The organism is Martinezella dioscoreae (assembly GCF_009176305.1).
In the GTDB taxonomy this organism is placed as follows: Bacteria; Pseudomonadota; Alphaproteobacteria; order Rhizobiales; family Rhizobiaceae; genus Rhizobium; species Rhizobium dioscoreae.
The window spans coordinates 221,333-245,792 of record NZ_BLAJ01000001.1; the positions used below are offsets into that span (position 1 = coordinate 221,333).

General features: G+C 60.2%; 19 protein-coding genes and 2 pseudogenes. 7 read left to right on the forward strand and 14 right to left on the reverse strand.

From position 1 onward, the window contains the following. Positions 1-218: 218 nt before the first annotated feature. Together GDN47_RS01035 and GDN47_RS01040 are read right to left on the reverse strand one after the other, a co-directional pair. Complete coding sequence (locus GDN47_RS01035) at positions 219-1,409, reverse strand: SGNH/GDSL hydrolase family protein (protein ID WP_113355021.1); 1,191 nt, start codon at positions 1,407-1,409, stop codon at positions 219-221. 80 nt (positions 1,410-1,489) lie between these two features. Beyond that, positions 1,490-2,713 (reverse strand): lytic murein transglycosylase, encoded by a 1,224-nt coding sequence (locus GDN47_RS01040; RefSeq protein WP_152092529.1) that lies wholly within the window; start codon positions 2,711-2,713, stop codon positions 1,490-1,492. 203 nt (positions 2,714-2,916) lie between these two features. On the opposite strand from GDN47_RS01040, the gene galU reads away from it, so the two are divergent. Beyond that, the gene (gene galU / locus GDN47_RS01045) at positions 2,917-3,804 is read left to right on the forward strand and encodes a UTP--glucose-1-phosphate uridylyltransferase GalU (protein ID WP_095435793.1); all 888 of its coding nucleotides are present in this window, start codon (positions 2,917-2,919) and stop codon (positions 3,802-3,804) included. 92 nt (positions 3,805-3,896) lie between these two features. Here the strand turns inward: galU and GDN47_RS01050 are convergent, their stop codons facing one another. After that, positions 3,897-5,414 carry an outer membrane beta-barrel protein gene (locus GDN47_RS01050; RefSeq protein WP_152092530.1) on the reverse strand — a complete coding sequence of 506 codons (1,518 nt, stop codon included), beginning with the start codon at positions 5,412-5,414 and terminating at the stop codon, positions 3,897-3,899. Between the two features lie 197 nt (positions 5,415-5,611). Here GDN47_RS01050 and GDN47_RS01055 point away from each other — a divergent pair, with 197 nt between their 5' ends. Continuing rightward, complete coding sequence (locus GDN47_RS01055; protein ID WP_113389187.1) at positions 5,612-6,607, forward strand: KpsF/GutQ family sugar-phosphate isomerase; 996 nt, start codon at positions 5,612-5,614, stop codon at positions 6,605-6,607. Here GDN47_RS01055 and GDN47_RS01060 read toward each other — a convergent pair whose 3' ends face one another. Together GDN47_RS01060 and GDN47_RS01065 are read right to left on the reverse strand one after the other, a co-directional pair. Continuing rightward, a complete protein-coding gene (locus GDN47_RS01060; RefSeq protein ID WP_113389186.1) occupies positions 6,608-7,066 on the reverse strand; it encodes an NfeD family protein in 459 nt (152 codons plus the stop codon). It lies immediately after the preceding gene. Position 7,067: 1 nt separating this feature from the next. After that, positions 7,068-8,084: an SPFH domain-containing protein gene (locus GDN47_RS01065; RefSeq protein ID WP_113395272.1), complete on the reverse strand. Its 1,017-nt coding sequence runs from the start codon at positions 8,082-8,084 to the stop codon at positions 7,068-7,070. A gap of 299 nt (positions 8,085-8,383) precedes the next feature. Between GDN47_RS01065 and GDN47_RS01070 the strand changes: the two genes are divergently transcribed. Then, complete coding sequence (locus tag GDN47_RS01070; protein WP_152092531.1) at positions 8,384-9,292, forward strand: S1C family serine protease; 909 nt, start codon at positions 8,384-8,386, stop codon at positions 9,290-9,292. 34 nt (positions 9,293-9,326) lie between these two features. Here GDN47_RS01070 and hemH read toward each other — a convergent pair whose 3' ends face one another. From hemH to GDN47_RS01115, 9 genes are all read right to left on the reverse strand, one after another. After that, the gene (gene hemH / locus GDN47_RS01075) at positions 9,327-10,361 is read right to left on the reverse strand and encodes a ferrochelatase (RefSeq protein WP_152092532.1); all 1,035 of its coding nucleotides are present in this window, start codon (positions 10,359-10,361) and stop codon (positions 9,327-9,329) included. A 96-nt stretch (positions 10,362-10,457) separates the two neighbouring features. Next, positions 10,458-12,557, reverse strand: coding sequence for a 5'-nucleotidase C-terminal domain-containing protein (locus GDN47_RS01080; protein WP_152092533.1), 2,100 nt, complete (start codon positions 12,555-12,557; stop codon positions 10,458-10,460). A gap of 147 nt (positions 12,558-12,704) precedes the next feature. Beyond that, a complete protein-coding gene (locus tag GDN47_RS01085; protein ID WP_152092534.1) occupies positions 12,705-13,028 on the reverse strand; it encodes a hypothetical protein in 324 nt (107 codons plus the stop codon). Between the two features lie 28 nt (positions 13,029-13,056). Next, on the reverse strand, positions 13,057-13,446 hold the full coding sequence (gene omp10, locus GDN47_RS01090; protein ID WP_113395268.1) for an outer membrane lipoprotein Omp10: 390 nt from the start codon (positions 13,444-13,446) through the stop codon (positions 13,057-13,059). 179 nt (positions 13,447-13,625) lie between these two features. Then, positions 13,626-15,077: a homospermidine synthase gene (locus GDN47_RS01095; protein ID WP_113330409.1), complete on the reverse strand. Its 1,452-nt coding sequence runs from the start codon at positions 15,075-15,077 to the stop codon at positions 13,626-13,628. A gap of 242 nt (positions 15,078-15,319) precedes the next feature. Beyond that, positions 15,320-15,604: a YciI family protein gene (locus GDN47_RS01100; RefSeq protein WP_152092535.1), complete on the reverse strand. Its 285-nt coding sequence runs from the start codon at positions 15,602-15,604 to the stop codon at positions 15,320-15,322. Between the two features lie 4 nt (positions 15,605-15,608). Continuing rightward, on the reverse strand, positions 15,609-16,250 hold the full coding sequence (locus tag GDN47_RS01105; RefSeq protein ID WP_152092536.1) for an aminotransferase class IV family protein: 642 nt from the start codon (positions 16,248-16,250) through the stop codon (positions 15,609-15,611). Then, positions 16,235-17,395, reverse strand: coding sequence for an aminodeoxychorismate synthase component I (locus GDN47_RS01110; protein ID WP_152092537.1), 1,161 nt, complete (start codon positions 17,393-17,395; stop codon positions 16,235-16,237). Before GDN47_RS01110 ends, GDN47_RS01105 begins: the two co-directional genes overlap by 16 nt. Before the next feature lie 275 nt (positions 17,396-17,670). Next, positions 17,671-19,530, reverse strand: a complete 1,860-nt coding sequence (locus GDN47_RS01115) for a M3 family oligoendopeptidase (RefSeq protein ID WP_152092538.1) — start codon at positions 19,528-19,530, stop codon at positions 17,671-17,673. A gap of 220 nt (positions 19,531-19,750) precedes the next feature. Between GDN47_RS01115 and GDN47_RS01120 the strand changes: the two are divergent. From GDN47_RS01120 to GDN47_RS01130, 4 genes and pseudogenes are all read left to right on the forward strand, one after another. Then, a pseudogene (locus GDN47_RS01120) lies at positions 19,751-21,002 on the forward strand (sigma-54-dependent transcriptional regulator); the annotation flags it as partial. A gap of 116 nt (positions 21,003-21,118) precedes the next feature. Then, positions 21,119-21,331: pseudogene (locus GDN47_RS32715) on the forward strand (helix-turn-helix domain-containing protein); the annotation flags it as partial. Positions 21,332-21,506: 175 nt separating this feature from the next. Beyond that, the gene (locus tag GDN47_RS01125) at positions 21,507-23,459 is read left to right on the forward strand and encodes a peptidoglycan L,D-endopeptidase MepK (protein WP_152092540.1); all 1,953 of its coding nucleotides are present in this window, start codon (positions 21,507-21,509) and stop codon (positions 23,457-23,459) included. A gap of 282 nt (positions 23,460-23,741) precedes the next feature. Continuing rightward, complete coding sequence (locus GDN47_RS01130) at positions 23,742-24,359, forward strand: hypothetical protein (protein WP_152092541.1); 618 nt, start codon at positions 23,742-23,744, stop codon at positions 24,357-24,359. Positions 24,360-24,460: the final 101 nt, after the last annotated feature.

Genomic DNA, 24,460 nt, shown 5'->3' on the forward strand with positions numbered 1-24,460 from the left:
GTTGAAGTCTTGAGGTTGAGGGCTTTACGTCCAGCAGCCGCCGGACGCATCAACGCCTCCGGCTGTCACGACTGGACACGGAGACCTCGGCCGGAGAAAGCGCGCAAAACCGCAACCTGTGGGCAGGTGCGGTAACGATCGATCTGATCTGCGCTTTTGGTGCTCATGCAGTTCTTCTATTGGCGGGGCGCCGCGTTGTCAAACCGCCTCCAGGTCGCCTATCGTGCAACCGATCCCGGCAATCGGTAGTCGTCTACGCGGCCGACAGGCGCCGGGTCCATCAGCCCCTTCTCGACCAGAAGATCGCGTGGCGATGAAGTCGTTGCGGCAGGAGCAGGGCTGCTGCCGAGAAGCTGCGAGCCGCCGTCGAGATCGGGATCGGAGAGGCTCATCGGCTGCGTGCGGGTAATCTTTTCCGGTTCTGCGCCGGGAAGATTGGCCTGTTGCGCCGGCAGCGGATTGCCCGTGTCCAGGCGCGTGATGTCTGGGCTTGCCTGATCGCCCAGGATCCGGCGTGCGGATTTCTCCAGATAGAAAGCGACCTTGCGCTTGCCGGCTGCCGTCAGATTGACGCCGTCGGCCGTTCTCAACCGGACCTGCTGGCCGTTGATATCGGAGCCGGTCACGATGAATTCGCCGTTCTGGTCGGTAAATCCGTCCCATATGTCGATGAACTCACCGCCGACGCTGGTGGTCTGGCTTTGATAGATCTGGTTGAGCTTAACAGCGCTGGCGGTCAGCTGATCGGAGCCGAAGGAGGGCAGGCCAACCCAGAGCAGCGGAATATGACGGCTCGTCACCAGTTTGGCGAATTGCTGCACGCGCTCTTCATAGGCAAGGAACCACGGGTCGGTGCCGTATTTCTCGTTGAGCCCGTCGCCGATCATCTGCTGGCGGTCGTTGGCGCCGATCATGACGACGACCATGGCCGGTTTCAGCTGATCGATCATGCCAGGCAATTGCTGCGGCCAATTGTAATAATCCTGCCGCACGAGACCGGAGGCGACGTTGCCGCGGGACTGGATGACGACGCCGGGGGAGGTGGAGAAGGCATCCTCCAGCCCGGTTGCCAAGCCGCTTGCCAGAAAATCGCCGACGACAAGGATGGTCTTGGCATCGGGGAGCTTTTCTGCGGGCGGTGGCGTTTCCGGCTGCGCGACTGGCTGGCGCGGCGGCGGGGTCGGTCGCTTTTTCGGCTGCACCTTGCGCCGTGGCGGCGGCTGCTCGATGGGCTGATCCGGGTAATCGGGCTCGCGGGTGCCGAACAGCATATCGAACAGGTTCCGCCGCGGCCGCTCCTGCGCCTGCGCCATATTCTGCAGGCAGCCAAGCGCGATGACGACGCTGAGAAATGCCGTCAGAACAATCCTTAGAGTTGCGGTGGTCGCGCGGGCAGAGTGTTTCATCATCGCTTCTTTTCCGCTCACGAGTCCGGGCCGCGAAATGACGAGTTCATCGTCCTGGCGATCCCGGATTCGCTGGAGGCGGCCTACTTGCGCAATGCTTTCAGCAGGCTCATCGAAGGCTCGCCGTCCGCATCCATACCCATGCGCTGCTGGACAGCCGATATCGCGGCCTTCGAGCCCGAGCCGAAATTCCCGTCGACCACGCCGTCATAATAGCCGAGCTCCTTCAGACGCGTCTGCAGTTCGAATTTCTGCTTGACGTCGAGCGCGCCGCTCGGACGCGGCCAGGATTGCTGCATGCCGCCATATCCGGCGATCTGGTCCGCGAGCAGACCGACGGCCAATGCATAGCTGTCGGAGGCGTTGTAGCGCTTGATGGTGAAGAAATTGCCGGTCATCAGGAAGCCGGGACCGTTCGGCCCGCCGGGCATCTTCAACTGCGCACGATCGGAGGTCGTGCGGAAACCCTTGCCGTTGGGACGCACGAAACCGAGTGCGGCCCATTGCGCGATCGTATGCGTCTTGCCGGCCTGGGCGCTGCCGCCGGGCGGCACGACCACCTCGTAACCCCACGTCCGGCCGGTATCCCAGCCATTCTTGGCGAGAAGATTGGCTGTTGTCGCCAGGGCGTCCGGAACGGAATTCCAGATATCGGCATGGCCGCTGCCATCGGCATCAACGGCATAGAGCAGATAACTCGTTGGAATGAACTGCGTATGGCCCATGGCGCCGGCCCAGGAGCCGTTCAGGTCCTTGCGCGAGATATCGCCCTTCTGCAGGATTTTCAGGGCGGCGATGAGCTGCTTCTTGGCGTAGTTCGCCCGCTTCGGATCGGCATAGGCAAGGGTCGCCAGCGCGCGGGGGACATAATGCAGCCGATCATTCTTGGCGAGAACCTCGCCGTAATTCGACTCCATCGACCAGATGGCCAGCATGATATTGCGATCGACGCCGAAATTCTGTTCGAGCGTGCGCAGTGTGGACCCGTACTTGACCGCCATCTTGCGGCCAATATCGACCGTATAGGGATTGACACGGGAGTCGAGGTAATCCCAGATCTGGGACTTGAATTCCGGCTGGTATTGCGCCTTTTCAAGCACCGTGGGGTCCGGGTCGGTTACGCCGGCAAATGCATTGCGATAGGTGGATTGCGTAATGCCGCTCTTTGCGGCGGTGGCGTAGAAGCCCGCGATCCATTTCTGGAACCCAGGGTCAGCATTGGCGTTAACGGGAAGGAATCCCGCCAAGGCGCCGAGCGCGAGCGCCAGAGCGAGACCACGAAGGGAGTGTTTGCGGTTTACGGTCATCTACAGCCTTGTCCATCAATCGTTGGATTTCGGTGCGGCGATGCGCGTTGCATCGGCCCATGCGTGACGCTAAACGAACGAAGTCAACAAATTCTTTACCATGGAAGTTTGCGTCAGTCATTATTTGCAAAACAGTAGCAAATCTAATCTACTGACCTTTAGAATGGCTTTGTGCCAACTGATTTAATGCCCAGGAGGTATGCGTGGGACAGCATAAGAAGGTTCGTAAGGCAGTATTTCCGGTCGCCGGACTAGGGACGCGGTTCTTGCCGGCGACCAAGGCGGTGCCGAAGGAAATGCTGACCGTCGTGGATAAGCCGGTGATCCAGTATGTCGTCGACGAGGCGATGGAAGCGGGCATCGAGCATTTCGTGTTCGTCACCGGCCGCAGCAAACATGTTATCGAAGATTATTTCGATATTCAGTTCGAGCTTGAGCAGACGCTGCGCCAGCGTAACAAGAATGCCGAATTGTCGCTGCTGAGCGGCCTGTTGCCGAAGGCCGGCACGGCAAGCTTCACACGCCAGCAGGAGCCGCTCGGTCTCGGCCACGCCGTCTGGTGCGCCCGCGAGATCGTCGGCGACGAGCCGTTTGCGCTGCTGCTGCCCGACATGGTCATGCGCGCCGAAAAGGGCTGCATGAAGGGCATGATCGAGCTTTATGAGCATAGCGGCGGCAATGTCATCGCCGTCGAGGAATGTGCGCCTGATCAGACCCATAAGTATGGTATCGTTGGCGTCGGCGAGACGATCGGCAGCGGTTTCCGCATCACGGAAATGGTCGAAAAGCCGGCCAAGGGCACGGCTCCGTCCAACTTCTTCATCAACGGTCGCTACATCCTCCAGCCGGAAATCTTCCGTATCCTCGAAAGCCAGGAGCGCGGCGCCGGCAACGAGATCCAGCTGACGGATGGCATGCTGAAGCTTGCCAAGACGCAGGATTTCGCCGGCTATCACTTCCAGGGCCAGACGTTCGACTGTGGCGCAAAGGACGGATTCATCCTTGCCAACGTCGCCTTCGCCTTGGCGCGTGACGACATCCGCCCGACCATTGAGGACGAGTTCAAGGCGCTGATCGCAGCCCTGAAATAGGGATCCGACCTTTTGAGAAAATCTTGAGGCCTGGCATATGCCGGGCCTCGATTCATTTGAGCTGGTAGTTTGGATCTAAGCGAAGGCGGTGCCTAGCGTTTTACCGTCAAACCGAGGCCGGCCTGGAACTGCCGAGTGCTGTCGCCCACATCCCGCGTTGTCAGCTGATAACCGACATTGCTGGTAAGATCGAGGTAACGGTTGATCCCCCAGGTTAGCCCGAACGCGGCGTCGTATTCGATTTCGTCGGCGGCGCTGCCATTGGAGGGGTAATTGCGCCACGTCGGGCCTCCCGTCAGCTTGGCGGTGAGATCGTCGCGCAGCTGATGGCTTATGGTGCTCGTGAGCTGATAAGCGGTGTAGCCGCTGAGGCCGGCCGTGGTCGAAGGTTGTACGGTCGTCGAAAGGCCGACGCTGATATCGGTGCCGCGCTGCGGCGACCAGGCGAGGCTGCCGTCGATCGTCGGCGAGTCGACCGAGCCCAGGCGCGAATCGTCGAATTGCGTGTGCTGGTAGCCGAAGCCAAGCTCACCCTTGAATTTTTCACCGAGGTCGAATTCGACACCGCCCTTGCCGCCATAGCTCTGGTTCGAGCGGGCATAACCGTTGCTGTCGCGCGTCTGATCGTAGACGGCGCGACCGAGAGTGACTTCGACGAAGGGAATGATGGCGGGCGACAGCTCGTAGCCGATGCGGCCGCGCCAGGTTCCGGCCGTCTGATTGCGATCGCTGAGGGTGACCGTCGTCCCATCCGAAAGCACGGCGTCGGAATAGACGCTGCGTGTCAGCGCCACGGCCGTCGTGCCGCGCAGCAGGCCGAAATCGCGTTCCAGCGAGAGCCCGGCCGTGTATTGGTTGACGGCGGATTGCTTCGATGCGCCGGCAATCGCATTCGGATCGCTCGTGTCCTCACGGTAGAATTGATAGCCGGCGGTGACATGCGCAGTCGTGTCGGCGGGAAGATCCAGACGCAGGTCGGCATTGAGGTTGACGGTTGGCTTTTCCTCGCCAGTGCCGCTGATGTTCTTCTGCCAGACGCCCTCACCGGTGACGGTCAGGGCATGTCTGTCCCAGTCCGAAGTCAGGGTGCTGCGCAAGTCGGTCTGCAAAAAGCCGCGGTTATCCTTGGTGTCGCCGGTGCGATCCCGCTCGATGTTGATCGACTGGTTGATCGAAGGCTTCAGAGTGAAGGTGCCGAGCGGGATGCCCTGTGCATCTGCCCGATCCGGATACCGGCGGGCTCTCAGGTCATCAACGCTTGGTTCGCGCAGGTTCACTCGGCGCAGATTGTTATCCAGCGTCGAGCCGGTGGTTGTAGGGTCGATGCCGGTGAGGCGCAGCGGCGCGTTCAAGGGTGCGTCGCTGGAGGTCGACGCCTGGTTTGTTGGCGTGGCCGCCTGGTTGTCGGTGTTGGGTGCGGCATTTGGATCGGTCGGAGATGCCGTCGTCGACGCTGGCAAGGTATCGTCGGCGTTCTGGTCGGATGGCAAGGATTGCGCGTTGACCGGCAGCGGTGCGGCAAATGCGATACCCCAGCCGAGCATGGCGGAGGTCGCCCATGCCGCCAGCCGGAAGGCACCACGACCCGCCTTGTCCTTGCCGATGCCCATGTTGTTTATATCTGACCCTGCTGGAAATGACCTAAATTCTTACCCAAGTGTAAAGCCGCGTGGTTAACGCTTGGTTGCCAAGTGATGGCGACAAGAAAGGGTTCGATAATATTTGTCGGGAAGGCGCTGCAGGCTGTCGTATCGCCATAAGTCGATCTTTGGTGGACAGATTTGCAGAAAAGCGTTAGGCCTCGCTCATGAATAAGAGAGCTGTAAGACTCATCGAGAACGGTGCGATCGAATCCGCAATGCGAACGATCGAGACCGAGAGACGGGGCATGGAAGCGCTGGAACGCGCACTGACCAATGGTCTGGCCGAGCCCTTCAGCCGCGCCGTCGAGCTCATCGGCGATATTAGAGGTCGTGTCGTCATCACCGGCGTCGGCAAGAGCGGCCATATCGGCAACAAGCTTGCCGCAAGTCTGGCATCCACCGGAACGCCGGCCTTCTTTGTGCATCCTGTCGAAGCCAATCACGGCGATCTCGGCATGATTACCCAGGATGATGTCATCATTGCCATCTCCTGGGGCGGCGAGAGCGCCGAGCTGCGCGGCATCATCAGTTATTCCCGCCGTTTCTCGATCCCGATGATCGCGATCACCGCCGGCGAGACTTCTACGCTTGCGCGTGAATCGGATGTTGTGCTGCTGCTCCCCAAGGAGCAGGAAGCTTGCCCGCACGGTCTGGCGCCGACGACATCGACGCTGCTGCAGCTTGCGATCGGCGATGCGCTGACCGTCGCTCTTCTGGAAGCACGCGGCTTTACCGCCGAGGATTTCCGCACCTTCCATCCGGGCGGCAAACTCGGCGCCAGCCTCTCGCACGTGGCCGATATCATGCACAAGGGCGACCGTGTGCCGCTCGTCAAGCTCGGAACCGGTATGCCGGAAGCGGCGATGACGCTATCGAAGATGCGGTTCGGCTGCGTCGGCGTGGTCGATGATGACGGTTGCCTGTGCGGCATCGTCACCGATGGCGATATCGCCCGCAATCTCGGCACCAGCCTCGCGGAGAAGCTGGTGGACGAGGTGATGACCCCCAATCCGAAGACGGTGAAGGAAACGACGCTGGCGACGAGCGCCATGGCCGTGCTCAATCGTCATAATATTTCCGCGCTGATCGTTGTCGACAACGAGCGGCGTCCGATCGGTCTGGTGCACTTCCACGATCTGCTGCGGATCGGCGTCGCCTGATCAGACAGGCTCGACGGTGAGCTCGCGGCCGTTGCTGGCGACCACTTTGACGCGGGTGCCGACCGGCAAGTCCGGCCCGCTGACGGTCCAATAAGTGTCATTGAGGCGAATGCGCCCACGGCCTTCGGCTATCGGCTGGTCGAGCGTTGCCGTGCGCCCGACAAGGCTGGCACCGCGCTGGTTCAGGAACGGCTCGTCGGTCACCTGGTTGTTGTTATAGAGATAGCGGCGGCCGAGCAGGGTGACGATAACAGCCATGGCGGCGAAGACCAGCCCTTGAACCTGCCAGACCCAGAAGCTGCTTTCCCAAAACAGAAGCGACAAGGCGCCGACGATGATCGCGGCGAGCCCGATCCATACCAAGAAGAAGCCGGGCAAGACGAGTTCGGCGGCAAGCAGCGCCAGACCAGCGAGCCACCAGCTCCAGGGGCCGAGTTCGACGATGAGATTGTCGAACATCTCAGCTCTCCTTCGGTGGCAGCGGATTGATCGTTGGCGTTGTGCGGACGGGGCCGGAGCGTGGCCGGGCCGGTTGCGTCGCGCCGTTGCCGTCGCCATTGTCGCCGAAGACTTCGCGGGCGATGGCGCCGATACCGCCGAGCGAGCCGATGATGGAGCTCGCCTCCACCGGCATGAGGACAATCTTCGAATTGCTGGCGGAGCCGATCGCGGTCAGGGCTTCGGTGTATTTCTGGGCAACGAAGTAGTTGATCGCCTGCACGTTACCCTCGGCAATCGCTTCGGATACCACGCGGGTCGCCTTGGCTTCGGCCTCGGCCAGGCGCTCGCGCGCCTCAGCATTGCGGAAGGCGGCTTCGCGCTGGCCTTCGGCTTGTAGGACGGCTGCCTGCTTTGCACCCTCAGCGCGGAGGATCTGCGCGTTGCGCAGGCCTTCCGCCTCCAGGACCTGGGCGCGCTTTTCGCGTTCGGCCTTCATCTGTCGGCCCATGGCGTCAACCAGGTCTTTCGGCGGCTGGATGTCCTTGATTTCGACGCGTGTTACCTTGATGCCCCAGGGCTCTACGGCCTCATCGACCACGCGCAGCAGTCGTTCGTTGATGGCATCGCGATTGGACAGAAGCTCGTCCAGATCCATAGAGCCCATGACGGAACGGATATTGGTCTTTGTGAGATTGAGGATCGCGGTTTCCAGATTGGTGATCTGATAGGCGGCCTGCGCCGCATTCAGCACCTGGAAGAAAGCGACTGCATCAGCGGATACGCTCGCATTGTCCTTGGTGATGACCTCCTGCGTCGGCACGGCCAGCACCTGCTCCATCACGTTCATCCGCACCCCGATTGTTTCGATGAAGGGCACGATCAGGTTGAGCCCCGGTTCCAGCGTGCGGATATAGCGGCCGAAGCGCTGAACTGTGTACCGATAGCCCTGAGGTACGGTCTTGATGCCTGCAAACAGCACCAGAATGACGAAGACCACCAAGGCAATCACAACGATGCTGAAACCACCCACTACCATCGAACTCCTCCATGGACGCGGCTGTCTGAGCAGGCTCGCGTCGCCTAAACCGCTACTGTTTGGCCTCGCTATGCTCGGTCGAGCTCACGAGGCGGCAGCTCAATCTTATGTGGTGGGTTAGCATGTTCTCAGCAAGTGAGGAATGGGGCTACAGCAGGCGTTTTGCTATGAGGTAGGTCAACCAATCACCGTCTGGGTCTTGCGTCCGGCGATTGATATTCATACTTTATATGGAGATTTCCGGCTCCGCTGCCACGCAGCTTTTCGGGCCAGCCTTAGCGCATTATCAGGGTGAAGCTATGAACTTAGATAGGACCTTGCGGTCGGTTGTGGCCGTGCACGCCTCAATTCCGGAAGACGCCTTCACGGCGGCAACCCTCGGCACACGCAGGGAAGGTAGCGGCGTCGTCATCCGCGGAAACGGCCTGGTATTGACGATCGGCTATCTCATCACCGAAGCCGACGAGGTCTGGCTCACGACCAATAGCGGCCGTGTCGTGCCCGGTCATGCGCTTGCCTACGATCAGGAAACGGGTTTTGGCCTCGTGCAGGCGCTCGGGCCTCTCGATGTGCCCGCCCTCGAATTCGGTGATACCGACAAGGCTGAGATCGGTGATGAAGTCGTCATCGCTGACGGGATCGGCCAGTTTGTCGAGGCGAAGATCGTCGCAAAGCAGGAATTCGCCGGCTATTGGGAATATCTGCTCGACGAGGCGATCTTCACGGCACCCGCCCATCCATCCTGGGGAGGTGCGGCTCTTATCGATGAGGACGGCAAGCTTCTCGGCATCGGCTCGCTGCATCTGCAGATGGCGACGGAGAACGGCGACAGCGCCGATATCAACATGATCGTGCCTATCAACCTTTTGATGCCGATCCTGGACGACCTGATCAAGCGCGGCCGCGTCAACAAGCCGCCGCGGCCTTGGCTCGGTGCCTTCTCGGCCGAAAGCAATGGCGAAGTCGTCGTCATGAGCGTCACCGAGGGTGGTCCGGCCGCCAAGGCTGGCTTGCGTCGCGGCGATGTCATTTCCGAAATCCGGGATGGCGAAGTCGATGGGCTCGCGGATTTCTACCGCAAGATCTGGGAGAGCGGTCCGGCTGGTTCCGAGATCCCCATGCGTGTGTTGCGCGATGGCCGCGAGGCCTGGCTGCGCGTCAAATCCGCCGACCGCGGCAGCTTCCTCAGAAAGCCGCAGCTTCAGTAGGATCGCGTCGCCGGGATCAATCCCGGCGATCTCGTCACACCCAGCCGAGCAACTCCCGCCGCACGACCTTTTCCAGCACGTTTATGCCGTCTTCGCTGTCGTTGAGACAGGGAATGTGGGTGAATTTGTCGCCGCCGTTGTGATGGAAGGATTCGGCCGCCTGTTCCGCGATCTCTTCCAACGTCTCAAGGCAGTCGGAGACGAAGCCGGGATTGAGCACCGCGATACGCTTGGTGCCGTTCCTGGCAAGCTCTTCCACCGTCTTGTCCGTATAGGGCTGCAGCCATTCCTCAGGGCCGAAACGCGATTGGAAGGTGACCATGAACTGATCTTCGGAAAGACCCAGTTTCTCGCGCAGCAGGCGGCCGGTCTTCTGACAGAAGCAGTAATAGGGATCGCCCAGCTTGAAATAGGACATCGGGATGCCGTGGAAGGAGGCGATGATCTTTTCCGGCTGCCAGTCCAGCGTCGAGAGGTGACGGGTGACGGAATTGGCGAGCGCCTCGATATAGGTCTCGTCGTCGTGATATTGCGGGACGGTGCGGATCGCCGGCTGCCAGCGCATCTTCTGCAGTTTCTCGAAGGCTTTGTCGTTGACCGTTGCCGTCGTTGCCGCCGCATATTGCGGATAGAGCGGAAAGAGCACGATGCGCTCGCAGCCATCGTCCTTCAGCGCTTGGATGCGATCGGCGATCGAGGGCTGGCCGTAACGCATGGCCCAGTCGACCTTGACGTTGGGCAGGTCGCGCAGCCGTTCGGCCATCAGGTCGGACTGGTTGCGCGTATAGGTGCGCAGGAAGCTCTCGTTCTTGTCCTTGTTCCAGATCGTCTCATAGGCCTTGCCGACCTTTTGCGGCCGGGTGTTGAGCACGATGCCGAACAGGATCGGATACCATTTCCAGCGCGACCACTCGATGACGCGGCGGTCTGTCAGGAATTCGCGGAGGTAGCGGCGCATCGAGGAGTAGTCGGTGCCGTCGGGCGTTCCAAGATTGATGAGCAGCACGCCGACCTTGCCGTATTTCACGCTGGGGTGATCGGGCGGAAGCGTGGTCAGGGCTGCTGTCATCGATTGAATTCCTCTCAAGATATGAAGCACTTCACATACGAACAAAAGCCGGTCCGGGAAAGCCCGGACCGGCTGGAGCAAGCGAGACAAATCGTCTTACTTGGCCGGAATCTTCAACTTTTCGCCGACCGGCAGATGATGCGGCTTGATATTGCGATTGGCGGCTACGAGTTTGTGCCATTGTTTGGCATTGCCGTAATAAGTCTTGGCAAGATCCCAGAACGTGTCGCCGGCGACGACGATGTGGGTTGTCGGCGTCTTTGGCGGCTCGTTGACCTTGGCCTCCGGCGTCGCTGTTGCCGGAGCCGTGGTCGCGGGTGAAGACGCAGCCGGCGTTTCAGCCGCTGGAGCTGAGGTGGCGGGTGTCGAGGCTGCCGGATCCGATTTTGCCGGGGCAGACGGCGTAGCCGTCGGGTTTGCCGGCATGGTGGTGCTTGGCGTTGTCACCGTGGGAGGCGAGGAGGTCGGAGGGGTTGTCGCGGACGACGCGCCACCGCTATCTCCAGCGGCCGCCGCCGGCTTCTGCTCCGGCGCTGTCTGCGTGGTATCGGCGGGCTTTGCGGGTTCCGGCTGTGCAGCCGGCGCTGCCGCGGCTATCTGGGTTATGCGGCCGTCCGTGTAAGGCTTGTACGGATTGTGTGCGCCAAGATAATCGGCGACCACCGATTCCAGATTGGGGCCGAAATCGTAGGCGTTCTTGCCGTCCTTTGCGAAGACGGCGTAGCCGTCGCCGCCGGCGCGCATGTAGTTGTTGCTGACGACGCCGTAGGTCTTTTCGGGATCGATCGGCTTGAACTCGGTGCCTTCCTGCACGTCGACGGAGACAAGACGGCTGCCCGGCGGCTTCGATTTATCGAAGCTGTATTTGAGGCCGGCGACCTGCGGGAAGCGGCCCGCCCCGTCATCGATCTGGCTAAGGCCGTTTTCGAGTGCCGCCTTCACGTCGGCTCCGGTCAGCTGGAAGGTTGCAACCGTGTTCTGGAAGGGCAGCACGGTCAGCACGTCGCCCATGCTGACATCGCCGGCGCCGATCGAGGCACGCAGGCCGCCGCCGTTCTGGATGGCGATGGAAATGCCCTGCGTCCTGGTGCGGTCAAGCATCGCATCGGCGACAAGATTGCCCATCGAGCATTCCCGAACGCGGCAGACTTCACGCGCGCCTTCGATCGGTCCCTGCGAATTACCGATGACCTTCTTGCGCAGTTCCTCGATCGGCTTTGCCATCTCCTGCACGCGTGACAGGATCGTCGGATCCGGCTTAATGGAGGAATCGAGCAGGATCGGATTGCCTTTGGCGTCCTTGACGGCGCCATTGTCATCGAAGGTGACGACGACGTCGCCGAGATATTTGCTGTAGGATGCGGCCTGAACGACGGGCACCTTATAGCCGGCCGGATTGTCGACCATGGTCGGATAGGGGCCGGCTGCCTTCGGGTCGGTATTCGACAGGAGCGTATGCGAGTGGCCGCCGACGACGACGCTGACGCCGGCGATCTTGGCGATCTTCTCGACATCACGCGGATAGCCGACATGGGTGAGCGCAATGATCTTGTTGACCCCCTGCGATTTCAGCGCGTCGACTTCGGCGCTGATTGCGGCGGCATCGTCGGTGATCTTCACATGCGGGCCAGGAGAGGCGAGTTCAGGCGTTTCGGTGGTCACCGCACCGACGATGCCGATCTTCTGGCCGCCGATATCGAGCACGATCGACTTCTTGATGCGGTTGCCGAGCTTCGATTGGTCGTCGACCACCAGATTGGCCGTTACAACGGGGAACTGCGCCTTGTCGAGGAAGGCGGCCAACGGGCCTTCGCCATCGTCGAATTCGTGATTGCCGACCGTCATGGCGTCGATCTTCATGTCGTTCAGGAATTCGACTTCGGCCGCACCCTTGTAGGTCGTATAGAACAGGGAGCCCTGGAAATTGTCGCCGGCATCAAGGACGACTACGTTCTGGCCGGCAAGGGCGGCACGCCGCTGGTCGATGGCGGCTTTCAGCCGTGCCGCACCGCCGAAGCACTCGTTCTTGGCTTCTTCGGCTGCAGAGCAGGTGGCGTCGAATTTGTTGATCGATTCGACGCGCGAATGGAAATCGTTGAAGTGCAGGATGTTGAGCTGATAGTCCGCGAAGGCGGCGCTGGTACTCAGCGCCAGCAGCGTGGCGGCCAAAAGACCCACTCCGAAGGGCTGCTTCATCTGTCTCTCCTGTTAGTCATTGCAATCCGGCCCGCCAATGCCCCAAGGCGGTCCCCCACAGAGATGTTTTCATCACGGCGGAGCGAGCGCAAGCAAAAGCTGTTGGCGTTATAGGATTTTTACAAAGCGGCGAAATGCGCTGCCGGATCAGGCGCATGCCTCGACGGAGGCGGGTCCATAGGACTCCCGCAATGCCGCAGCGGCATTCCAGCCGACAGAGCAGAAGACGAGCACACAGCAGAGGGCGGTGACAAGATGAAGGCGTCGATTCCGCTTTCGATAGAGCAGAATAGCGCTGGCGCCGTAAATGAGCAAAGCCGGTACGGCGAAAAGGAGGACGCTCGCGGGGCCATCGCAATCAAGGGCGTCGATGCCCTGGGTTTGATAGCTATTTGCAGGGAGGACCGCCGCCAGAATGGCGACGGGCAATGCTGCGATCGGTACCAGATGGAGGATCAGCATTCCGCGCATGATGCCTTATCCGTCCATCGGGCCTTTATCAGCCCTGGCGATTGAGCGAGAAGTGTCCGCCGGTTTCGGAGGTGCAGTTGAGCTGGCTGGGATTGGCCAGGAAGCAATTCACCTTCGACGAGGTGCGCTTGATGTTCGAATAGAGGTTGATCTGGATCATGCCCGACGGATCGGTCGTGTAGGTTCCAGAGGCCATCTGCTGGTTCGTGCCATCCGTGGTGTGCGTTTCGAATCGACCGCCGGTAAATGTCGAGCTCAAACCGTTCGAATCGGCCCAGCTGCCTTCCACGGAATTCGTGCGCGGCTGGCCGCCGCCCGGATTCATCGCCATCGGCGGCGGTCTGGAGCCACCAAAATCCACGCAGGCAGATAAAGCTGCCGCAGCAGCGAGGAGGGCAAGAACGGTTCTCATCTTCATAAATATCTCCCGCAAATAGAGGCGGTCTAAAGGCGTATCGGTTGCAAGGAAGATGGCGCGGCCATCGAGCTAAAGCAAGACGTCCCAGGGGATCTGCTTGATTTATCTGGCTTGCGTAACAAAAATGCCCGCACGACCTGTGCGGGCATTCCCTCTTGCATCAAGCTGACACTATACTCTTAGCGAACCAGAATGTTCCGGAACTGCCAGGGATCCTTGGTGTCGATGTCTTCCGGGAAGAGGCCTGGGCGACCATCGAGCGGGGTCCAGTCAGTATAGTGACCTTCGACCGGGCCGAGATAGGGCAGCTGCACTTCGAGGCAGCGCTTGTAGTCGATCTCGTCGGCTTCGACGATGCCGGCCTTCGGATTCTCCAGCGCCCAGACCATGCCGGCGAGAACGGCTGAGGTCACCTGCAGACCGGTGGCGTTCTGATAGGGGGCAATGCGGCGGGTTTCTTCGAGAGACAGGCGCGAGCCGTACCAGTAGGCGTTCTTGGCATGGCCGTAGAGGAGCACGCCGAGTTCGTCGATGCCGTCTTCCAGCTCGTCCTCGTCGAGAACGTGATGAACCGGCTGCGGCGTGCCGCCATTGCCGAACATTTCGTGCAGCGAAAGCACGGCGTCGTTGGCCGGATGATAGGCGTAGTGGCAGGTCGGACGGAAGGTGACCTCGCCGTCCTTGTCGCGCACGGTGAAATAGTCGGCGATCGAGATCGACTCATTATGGGTGACGAGGAAGCCGTATTGCGGGCCAGGCGTCGGGCACCAGGTGCGGACCCGGGTGTTTGCGCCCGGCTGCTCCAGATAGATGGCGGCCTTGCAGCCCTTCTTGTGCTTCTTGGCGTTCTTCGGCATCCAGTTTTCATGGGTGCCCCAGCCGAGTTCTGCCGGCTGCATGCCTTCGGAGATGAAGCCTTCGACCGACCAGGTGTTCCAGAAGACGTTGAGCGGCTTCGGATGCTTGGTGCGCTGGGTGTCGCGCTCGGCGATGTGAACGCCCTTGACGCCGACCTTCTTCATCAGCTTAGCCCAGCCTTCGCGGTCATGCTGATCCGGCTCTTCGAACTTCAGGCCGATATCCTTGGCGAGGTTGACGAGCGCCTGCTTGACGAACCAGGAAACCATGCCCGGATTGGCGCCGCAGGTGGAAACAGCCGTCGTGCCGCCCGGGTTCTTTTCCTTCTCCTTGCGCATGGTTTCGCGCAGCGCATAGTTGGTGCGGTCTGCGTTCTTCAGGCCCTTGTCGAAGTAGAAGCCGAGCCAGGGCTCGACGACGGTGTCGATATAGAGCACGTCGAGCTTGCGGCACAGCTTGACCAGATCGAGCGAGCCGGTGTCGACCGAGAGGTTCACGCAGAAGCCCTGGCCGCCGCCTTCCGTGAGAAGCGGCTTCAGGAGATCCTTGTAATTGTCCTTGGTGACATGGGCCTGGATATGGCGGACGCCATGCTTTTCCAGGATCGCCAGGTGCTCGGCATCCATCTGCGGGTCGATGACGACCATCCGGCTCTTGTCGAATTTGAAATGGCGCTCGATCAGGGGCAGGGTGCCACGGCCAATAGAGCCAAAGCCGATCATTACGATCGGACCGGTAATTTCGGCATATACCGGATAGTTTTGTTTCGTCATTCTTTTCTCCTTCGAAAGGCAGGGCGCCGTTCGGTTCACGAAATTCAATCAGAGTTGCGCGAAAACGCGAGGTGAGCGGCTCTAATCATAATTTGATGTCACAATAAAGAGCTGTTGAGGGTTAGCCGGGCAAAGTCAAGTCGAGGCCAACATACACGCCATATGCGACGAGTTTGTTGCCCTCAAGGTTGGTTTTCGCTGACATAAACGGAATGCTGCGGAAGGCAAGCGTCTTCCGCCGCTTAGGCCTTCAGGCCTTCCAATCCGTCGACGACGGTGGTGAGGACGATTTCCTGGACTTCATAAGCGGCGACACCGTGGATCGTGAAGGGGTCTGCGGCGACATAGGCCTCCAGTTCCGCTCGCTCGCCGCGGGCGAAGATGGCGCCACCTGTGCGCGGCACCTTGCGGCCGGAAGCGAGGAACCAGCCCCTGGCATAGCCTTCCTTCACCCAGGCCATATGCGGCTCCATATGCTTATCGGCTTCGTCATTGCCCTTGAGGTAGGTAAGCGACAGAATGAACATTCAATCAATTCCATAGGAGTTGCGCGCGGATCAGGCCGCGCAGGGAGTTTCCGACATAAAGGGGGCGATCTTTCAGGTCCTCGAGGCGGATGCGGCCGACACGGGCCTTGCGCTGGCAGATGAGTTCGGTGCGCAGGACGCCTGCAAGTAGACCGGATGATATGGGAGGAGTGCGGAGCAGGTCCGCGCTATCCTCGAGGAAGACAGAGGTGATCGTCCCCTCGCAAACCTCATCCTTCTCATTGAGCAGCAGCACTTCGTCTGCCTCGTCTGGCCGGTATTCCGCGCGGGCTGCTTCATAGATGCCTCGTCGCGTGGTTTTGAAACGCAGCAGCTTATCGGAGGAATCGAGCCGGGTCGCAGCGACGCGCAAGCGCCAGGCGGTGTCAGGCAAAAGCGGGACAAACGGAGCCGTCGTCAGTTCCGTTTGCCCTTTGCGATCCAGAGTGAGGCGAACTCTCAAGGGTGCGGCGGCACCGGCAACCGCCTGTTCCAGTTTTCCCAGCACGTTCTTTGGAGCTGAAAAGCCGAGGCGGCGGGCGGATCGTTGTAGGCGGGCAAGATGCAGGCGCAGGCGAACGAAGCCGGTTTCCGGCTCGTAGCGCAATGTCTCGATCAGGGAAAAGTCCTCTACCGGTCGATCCATCGGTCCCCCACGGCGAAGCGCGCCTTAAGGAGGCATTCTTCATATTCCGCTTCCGCCGTCGAATCGAAGACGATGCCTCCGCCGACATTGAACACCGCGCGACCGTCTTCGAAAAGCGTGATCGTGCGGATCGCCACGGAAAAACGCATGGCACCACCAGGCGAGATCATGCCGATCGCGCCGCAATAGGCGTCGCGCGGGCCGTCTTCCAATTCATGCAGGATTTCCATCGCCCGCATTTTCGGCGCACCGGTGATCGAGCCGCAGGGGAAGAGTGCTGCAAGGATATCGCGGATCGATATGCCTGGCAGCAGCTTGGCCTGCACATGGCTGACCATCTGGTGCAGGGTCGGGTAAGCCTCGATCTCGAAGAGTTTCGGCACATCCAGCGTGCCGACCTCAGTGATGCGGGAGATATCGTTGCGAAGCAAGTCGACGATCATGCGGTTTTCGGCCTGCGTCTTCTCGTCGGCGAGCATGGCGGCGATGATGCGCTCGTCCTCGGCAGCATTTGCGCCGCGCCTGGCCGTGCCCTTCATCGGATGCGTCTCGATCCAACCGTCCTCGTCCGTGCGGAAGAAAAGCTCCGGTGAACGAGAGAGGATGATCGGGCCGCCGAGATCGACCAACGCGCCGTATTTCACCGGCTGCCGTTCGATCAGAGACCAGAAGGCGGCGCGGGGATCGCCGTTCCATCGCGCATGGATCGGCATGGTCAGGTTTGCCTGATAGCAGTCGCCAAGGCGCAGATGCTGGTGCAGCCTATCGAAGCGTGCATTATATGTATCGAAATTCCAGGCCGCTTTAGGTTCTGTCAAGAATTCCTGGTTTTCCAAGCGCTGGGCCGGCTGGCAGAGTGGATGGTCGGCCGCAGCGGGGCTGTCGAAAACGCCGAAGCAGAGCAGGGGCGTTTCCCTGTTCTCCTCGGCGAAAGGTGCGAGTTTTTCCTCGAAGAGATGCCCGGCCTCATAGGCCATGTAGCCGGCAAGCCATTGTCCCTGCCGCTTGGCTTTTTCCATCCGATCGAGGGCATCGAAAAATTGCGCACGCGTATGGGCGACAATGATCTCGGCCGGCTCGGCGAAGATCATCATCTGTCCTGTGCTGTCGTCCCTGAAAAGGACGTAGGGTACGGCATCGGCCATGCGCGGATTTCGATCCAGTCTTGATTCAATGATCCCCAGGCATGATTGCATATGCCGTTACGCTTGGCCCCTCACCCTAGCCCTCTCCCCGCCCGCGGGGAGAGGGGACTGTTTCTGCGTCCACCGCATCATTCTCTGCAAACAACGGTGCAGCAGTTGCGATCGCTCCCTCTCCCAGCATAGGCGGGGAGAGGGTTGGGGTGAGGGGCCATGCGCGAAGCTGCGGCAATGGCGAAGGTGCCTGACCTGCTTCTCCTCAAAGCAGGACCGAGATCTCAGTTCTTATCTAACGCTTCCAGCTCGTCGATCAGCCCTTCGATCATCGACAGGCCCTTGCTCCAGAACGACGGATCGGTCGCGTCGAGGCCGAAAGGCTTCAAAAGTTCGGAATGGTGTTTGGTGCCGCCGGCCTTCAGGAGCTCGAAATATTTCTCCTGGAAGCCTTTTTCTGCGCTTTGGTAGACGGCATAGAGCGAGTTTACCAGGCAATCGCCGAAGGCATAGGCATAGACGTAAAAGGGCGAGTGGATGAAATGGGGGATATAGGCCCAGTAGGTCTCGTAGCCTTCGGAAATCTTGATCGCCGGGCCTAAGCTCTCTTCCTGCACAGAGAGCCACAGCTCGCCGATGGTGTCCGATGTCAGCTCGCCATTCTTGCGGGCGGTATGCACCTTGCGCTCGAATTCGTAGAAGGCGATCTGGCGCACGACCGTATTGATCATGTCCTCGACCTTCTGCGCGAGCATCGCCTTGCGCTCGCGCTTGTCGGTGGTCTTGTCGAGGAGCGCGCGGAAGGTCAGCATCTCGCCGAAAACGGAGGCTGTCTCAGCTAGAGTCAAAGGCGTCTGGCACATCAGTGCGCCTTGGCCTCCGGCCAGCACCTGATGCACGCCATGGCCGAGCTCATGCGCCAGCGTCATGACATCGCGCGGCTTGCCCATATAATTGACCAGTACGTAAGGATGAGCCGACGGTACAGTCGGATGGGCGAAGGCGCCCGGCGCCTTGCCGGGGCGCACCGGCGCATCGATCCATTTCTCGTCAAAGAAGCGCTTGGCGATATCGGCCATTTCGGGCGCGAAATTGCGATAGGCGGAAAGAACCGTTTCCTTCGCTTCCTTCCAGGGGATCAGCGCGTTGGGCGTTTCCGGCAGCGGCGCGTTGCGATCCCAGAAATTCATCTGGTCCATGCCGAGCCACTTGGCCTTCATATTGTAATAGCGATGCGAAAGCCGCGGATAGGCCTCTCGCACGGCGGCCGCCAGCGCATCCACCACCTCGCGCTCGACGCGGTTGGCGAGATGCCTGCTGTCGGCAATATCCTCGAAGCCCCGCCAGCGGTCGGCGATTTCCTTGTCCTTGGCGAGCGTATTGGTAATCAGCGTAAAGGTGCGCAGATTGGCCTTGAAGGTTGCGGCAAGCGCCATGGCGGCCTTGCGGCGCACTTCCGGGTCCTGCTCCTGCAGCATGTTCAAGGCGACTTCCAGCGGCTGCTTCTCGCCGTCGATCTCGAAGCGCAGCTCAGCCATCGTCTCGTCGAACAAGCGGTTGAATGCGGCGGCGCTCGTCATGGATTTTTCCAGGAACAGCTGCTCCAGCCTGTCGTCGAGCTGATGCGGCTTGTCCTTGCGCAGGTCGACGATCCAGGGACGATAATGGCCGGCGGCGGGGTCGTTCGCCATGCAGGCGTCCATCACCGTATCGTCGATGCGGTTCAGCTCCAGCGGGAAGAACAAAAGGTGAGAGGAATAGTCCGTGAGCTTTGCCTGGACGTCGCCATAGAGCTTGCCGTTGTTCGGATCGATGGTATTGGAGAAGTAGGTGAGCCCGGCGAACGAGCCGAGACGGCCCATGATATCGTCAAGCGCTTCATACTCCTTGATGGCTGCGCCGATGCCGGCGTCGCCTGTCTTGGCGGCGGCATCGGTAAGCTTCCCCTTCCACTTTTCCTCGAAGGCGATGGCCATCTTGCCGGCCTTTTCCAGATCTCCGACGAACTCGGGGGACGTGGAGGAAGGATAGAGATCGCTTAGCTTCCAGGCCGGCAGGTCTCCAAGTGCCTGGCCGGCTGCCGGGCTTGCTGAGAATTTAATGGCCGAGAAATTAATGAGGGGGTGGAGCGAGGTCGGGCTCATGGGCGAAATTTCCTCTGCTTTTATTTTTCGGATCGTCCGATCCGTATGGTGTCTATTCGGCTGGAAAGCCCGCTGCAAGGCCTGATTTTCCTGCACCGAAGGTTGAATTATAAGCGCTTTTACATTCGTCATAATGATTAAAATGCGATGCTTTGGCAAAACTTCATGTTCAAGCCTTTCTGCGATCTTCGCCTCAGGTTTCGCATGAAGTGAGGCACCAATGACCGTCTACAATAGCGCCAAGGGGGGCGCGCAGATTCTCGTTGTTGAGGATGATCCGATTCAACGCCGTCTGCTGAAGAATGCCATCGAGCGGCACGGACACGTTGCCCATTTGGCAGAAAATGGCCGTCTCGGCCTTGAGTTCCTGAAGCGTGGCAACGATCAGATCAACGTGATCGTGCTCGATCTCATGATGCCGGAAATGAACGGCATCGAGTTCCTGGGCGCGCTGAACGATATGGGCATCGACCTACCCGTCATCGTGCAGACGGGGCAGGGCGGTATCGATACCGTGGTGCAGGCGATGCGTGCCGGCGCCTTCGATTTCGTCGTCAAGCCGGTATCGCCGGAGCGTATCGCGGCATCGATCGCCAATGCTTTGAAGCTCGACCAGCGCGAGGCGAAGGCCCGCGCCGGGCGCAAGTCGCGCTCGAGCAGCATCACCTTCGACGACATCGTCTCGGCAAGCCCGGCGATGATGCGGGTGATCGATCTCGCCCATCGCGCGGCGCAATCGAACATTCCAGTCGTGCTGGAAGGCGAATCCGGTGTTGGCAAGGAACTGGTGGCTCGTGCCATCCAGGCCGCCAGCGACCGCGCCGGCAAGCCGTTCGTGACCGTCAACTGTGGTGCGATCCCGCACAATCTCGTCGAAAGCATCCTGTTCGGACATGAGAAGGGTGCGTTCACGGGTGCAACCGAGCGCCATGTCGGCAAATTCATGGAAGCCGATGGCGGCACCTTGTTCCTCGACGAAATCGGCGACCTGCCGCTGGAAGTCCAGGTCAAGCTTTTGCGTGCCGTGCAGCAGGGCGAAATCGAGACCGTCGGCGCGCGCGTCGCGCAGAAGGTCAATGTCCGGCTGATTTCGGCGACCAACAAGGATCTGATCGAAGAGGTCAAGGCTGGGCGCTTCCGCGAGGATCTCTATTATCGCTTGAACGTCTTTCCGATCACCATGCCGGCACTGCGTCGCCGCAAGGAAGACATCCCGCATCTTGCACGCGCTTTTGCCGACCGGTTTGCGCTGGAGCAGAAGCTCGATCATCCGCTCGGGATCAGCAACGACGCGCTTGCACTGCTGACCGCCTATGACTGGCCGGGCAATATCCGCCAGCTCGAAAACGCTGTTTTCCGCGCGGTCGTCCTGTCCGAGGGACCAGAGCTGCTCGACACGGATTTTCCGCAGATCGCCGCACAGCTGCCCGGCTATTTCGCTGCCGAACATCCAACCTTGGTTGTGGATAATTCGCATGCCTCTTCGGCCGAGCTTCTGGCGGCTGAACGAAGCGAACGGATCCCTTACGGGGTTTCGCACGGGTCGGCTGCAACCACTCCGCTTGCCTCAGCCGATGCGTCGGCCGGTGCTTCCGACAATGTCATCGTCAGCACAAATACCTCGGGGGATGTCAGGAAACTGGCGGATGTCGAGGAAGAATTGATCCGATTTGCCCTCAAATTCTATCGTGGGCAGATGAGTCAAGTCGCGAGAAAGCTCGGCATCGGCCGCTCAACTCTCTACCGAAAGTTGAAAGATTACGGCATAGACCCGGATGACCCGCAAAAAAACGCGGCATGAAGTAAAGCTTAACGTTTAGGCAAGCATATTTTGTTACCCGTCGTAAAGCACTTGTTAGTGCATCGTTCACCATGTATGAAGGGGTCGACCATGTGTGGCATTTTTGCCATCGTGTCACCGCAATTGACAGCCATTTGGAACACGATGCGACATTGTCTGTCGGACGGGGATCGAATTGCCGAATTTGAGTGCAAATACCAAGCCTAATAGCTTGAGCTGGCATTCTGCGTGCTCTAACCTATTTAGCAAGGTGGCCAAGGTTGTAGCCGTTGGCCTCCTTGCTTTGTCCGTTTCTACCCCTGTTTTCGTCGGCACTCCCTCTCAGGCAGGCGGTGAAACCCGCAGCCTCAAGATTTACTACGTCCATACCGGCGAGAAGGCCGTCATCACCTACAAGCGCAATGGCAAGTTCGATCCGGACGGCCTGGAGAAGCTGAATCGCATCCTGCGCGACTGGCGCAAGAATCAGCCGACCAAGATGAACCCGCGCCTGTTCGACCTGATCTGGGAAGTCTACCGCGAAAGCGGTTCACACGAATTCATCTATGTGATCTGCGGTTTCCGTTCGCCGGGCACCAACGAGATGCTGCGCACGCGCTCCGCCCATACCGGCGTTGCCAAGAAGAGCCAGCACATGCTCGGCAACGCGATGGATTTCTATATTCCTGACGTCAAGCTCACCAAGCTGCGCGAAATCGGCATGAAGCTGCAGGTAGGCGGCGTCGGCTACTATCCGACCTCCGGCTCGCCCTTCGTGCATATGGATGTCGGCGGCGTGCGCGCATGGCCGCGCATGGATCGCCAGGATCTCGTCCGCCTCTTCCCGGATGGCAAGACGATGCATATTCCGGCGGACGGCCGGCCGTTGCCGGGCTACCAGCAGGCAGTCGCCGATTACAAGCGCCGTATGTCGTCCGACGATATCCAGATCGCCAGCTCCTCTTCGCCGCGCCGCGGCTTCTTTGCCCGCCTGTTCGGCGGTGGCGGGGCCGATGAGGAAGAGGATAATGCAGATAGCGGAACGACGGCGGCACCGGTGGCTGTCGCCTCAGCTGCCCGCAAGGGCCAGCCGGCTCCGGCTGCCAGTGATGATGGTGACGAGGGCGCCGCTCCGGCTCCGGCCCAGGTTCAAGTTGCCAGCGTAAACGCGCCCGTTCCGCAGGTTCGCCCGGCATTCGGCAATCAGCCTGCCGGCAGCGACGTGGCTTCCGCTCTCGTCTCACCGTCGCGTAACGCGGCGCAGGATGCTCTTGCCGCCGCCATGCCGGATACGGGCGACCAGCCGCAATATGCCGACCTTCGCTCCTATCATGTGCCCGTGCCGTCCCTGCTTGACCGTCGTTCACCCGGGGATGCCGAAGTGGCATCGGCCGAGGCTGACATGAAAGGCCAACTGGCTGCCGTTCCGGTGCCGGCGCAGCGTCCGGAATTGGCCGAAAGCCTGCTGGCATCAGCCGATGCCGATCAGGAGGCCGCCGACGACCAGGCTGACGCAGGTGCACTTTCGCCTTCGGTCATTGCGGCTCTCGAGCAAAGCCGTCCTGATCGATCGGATGCCAATAATGCGGTTGCGATGATGCAGCCGTCGAACAACGTCGCGTCCAAGGATCAACTGGCGCCCGCCGGCAACGGCATGGTTGCCGGTAACGATGCGGCGCAGGCAATTGCCGCCGTCCTGCCGCAGCAGAGACCCGCACAGCAAATGCCGATGCAGGTGGCCGCGCTTGCACCGGTCCGCAACGAGGTGAAGGCCAGCAGCCGTCGCTTCAATGACGGGTTCGAGCCGACTACGCCACAGGAACGTCCGATTGCCGCCGGTATCGCGACCAAGGGCGGCCGGCCGAACAAGCAGGACGCCGTGGTGGCCGATTCGGGCCGCGCAACGGTGACGACTGCGCCGACGCTGACGGAGAAGATGATCTCGCAGTGGGCGATCGCAAAGGCCCGGGTCGAGATTGTAAACCGCCCGGTCAAGGCGCCGCGCTTCGTGAGCCCGACGCTCCGTGCCCAACCGACTGCCGTTTACACGGATGGTTTCAAGGTACAGACGGCTTCGATCGATCCCGAACGCTTCAGCGGAAGTGCAGTGAATTTCCTTCAGGTGAAGAAGTTCAATTCGGTCGAATAGGCAGCATCCACTTCAGCGTGATTTCAAGGAGCCCGTTTGGGCTCCTTTCTGATTCGGCAGGGTGCTATCCATTTATGATCGCGATCGGGTTTGCGTGGCCTGCGGGCGGCATGCAAATCTGAGCTGAGCCCGGTTTTCAGGCACTGCTGTTGCTCGTAGGTGACATTGCGACGGCTTTCAGGTTCGTGTCAGGATTTATGCATCCTTCCCCGATCCGCCATTCAGTTTGGCTTCATTCGGCTCCGTTAGGTCGGCGACTTCAGACCTGATGGATATTCATATTTGACCCGCAAGACGGCAATCATCATTGGCAATGGCAAGCTGCAGCGTGACCTCTCTGAGGTCGTGGACAATGCAGAATTTGCGATGCGTTTCAACGAGCCGAAGGCTTCGATCGGCATGAGCGGTTCACGCACCGATATTCTCATGCTTGCAGCTTCCAGCAAGCCTATGCAGCGCCGATTGACGGACCCGACCTTCCTGACCAGCGCGACGTTCACGGCAGCCAAGGAGGTCGTGCTTGCCTATCATCCCGATATCATCCGCAAGTATCACCCCAAGCCCAACCTGCTCTCACGCCTGAAAGGCCGAAGAAGCGATTGGACGATGCGGACGATCGAATTGGTCGGTGCTGCCGGCAAGGAAATCCGCATCATGCCGCCGCAGTTTTACATCGAGGGCTGCGAGGAACTCGGTGTCACCGAATGCCGGATGCACCAGCTCTTTCCGAGCACCGGCTTCTTCGGCATCCGATATGTGCTGTCACGATTGCCTGCAGACGAGTGGGAGGTGAAGCTGTGCGGTTTCAGCTGGGAAGGGTGGAAACGCCATGCCTGGCTGGATGAACGCCGCTGGGTCGAAGACAAGATGGCGAGTGGCCGCATCAGCATGCTCGTTTAGCTTCCTTCAGTTGTTCAGAGCAGTTGAAAACAACCATTTTCAGTTTCGCCTCAGGTTTGCCTAAGCTCGCTTTCATTCAGGGTTGCTAGAGCCTCGCGAAA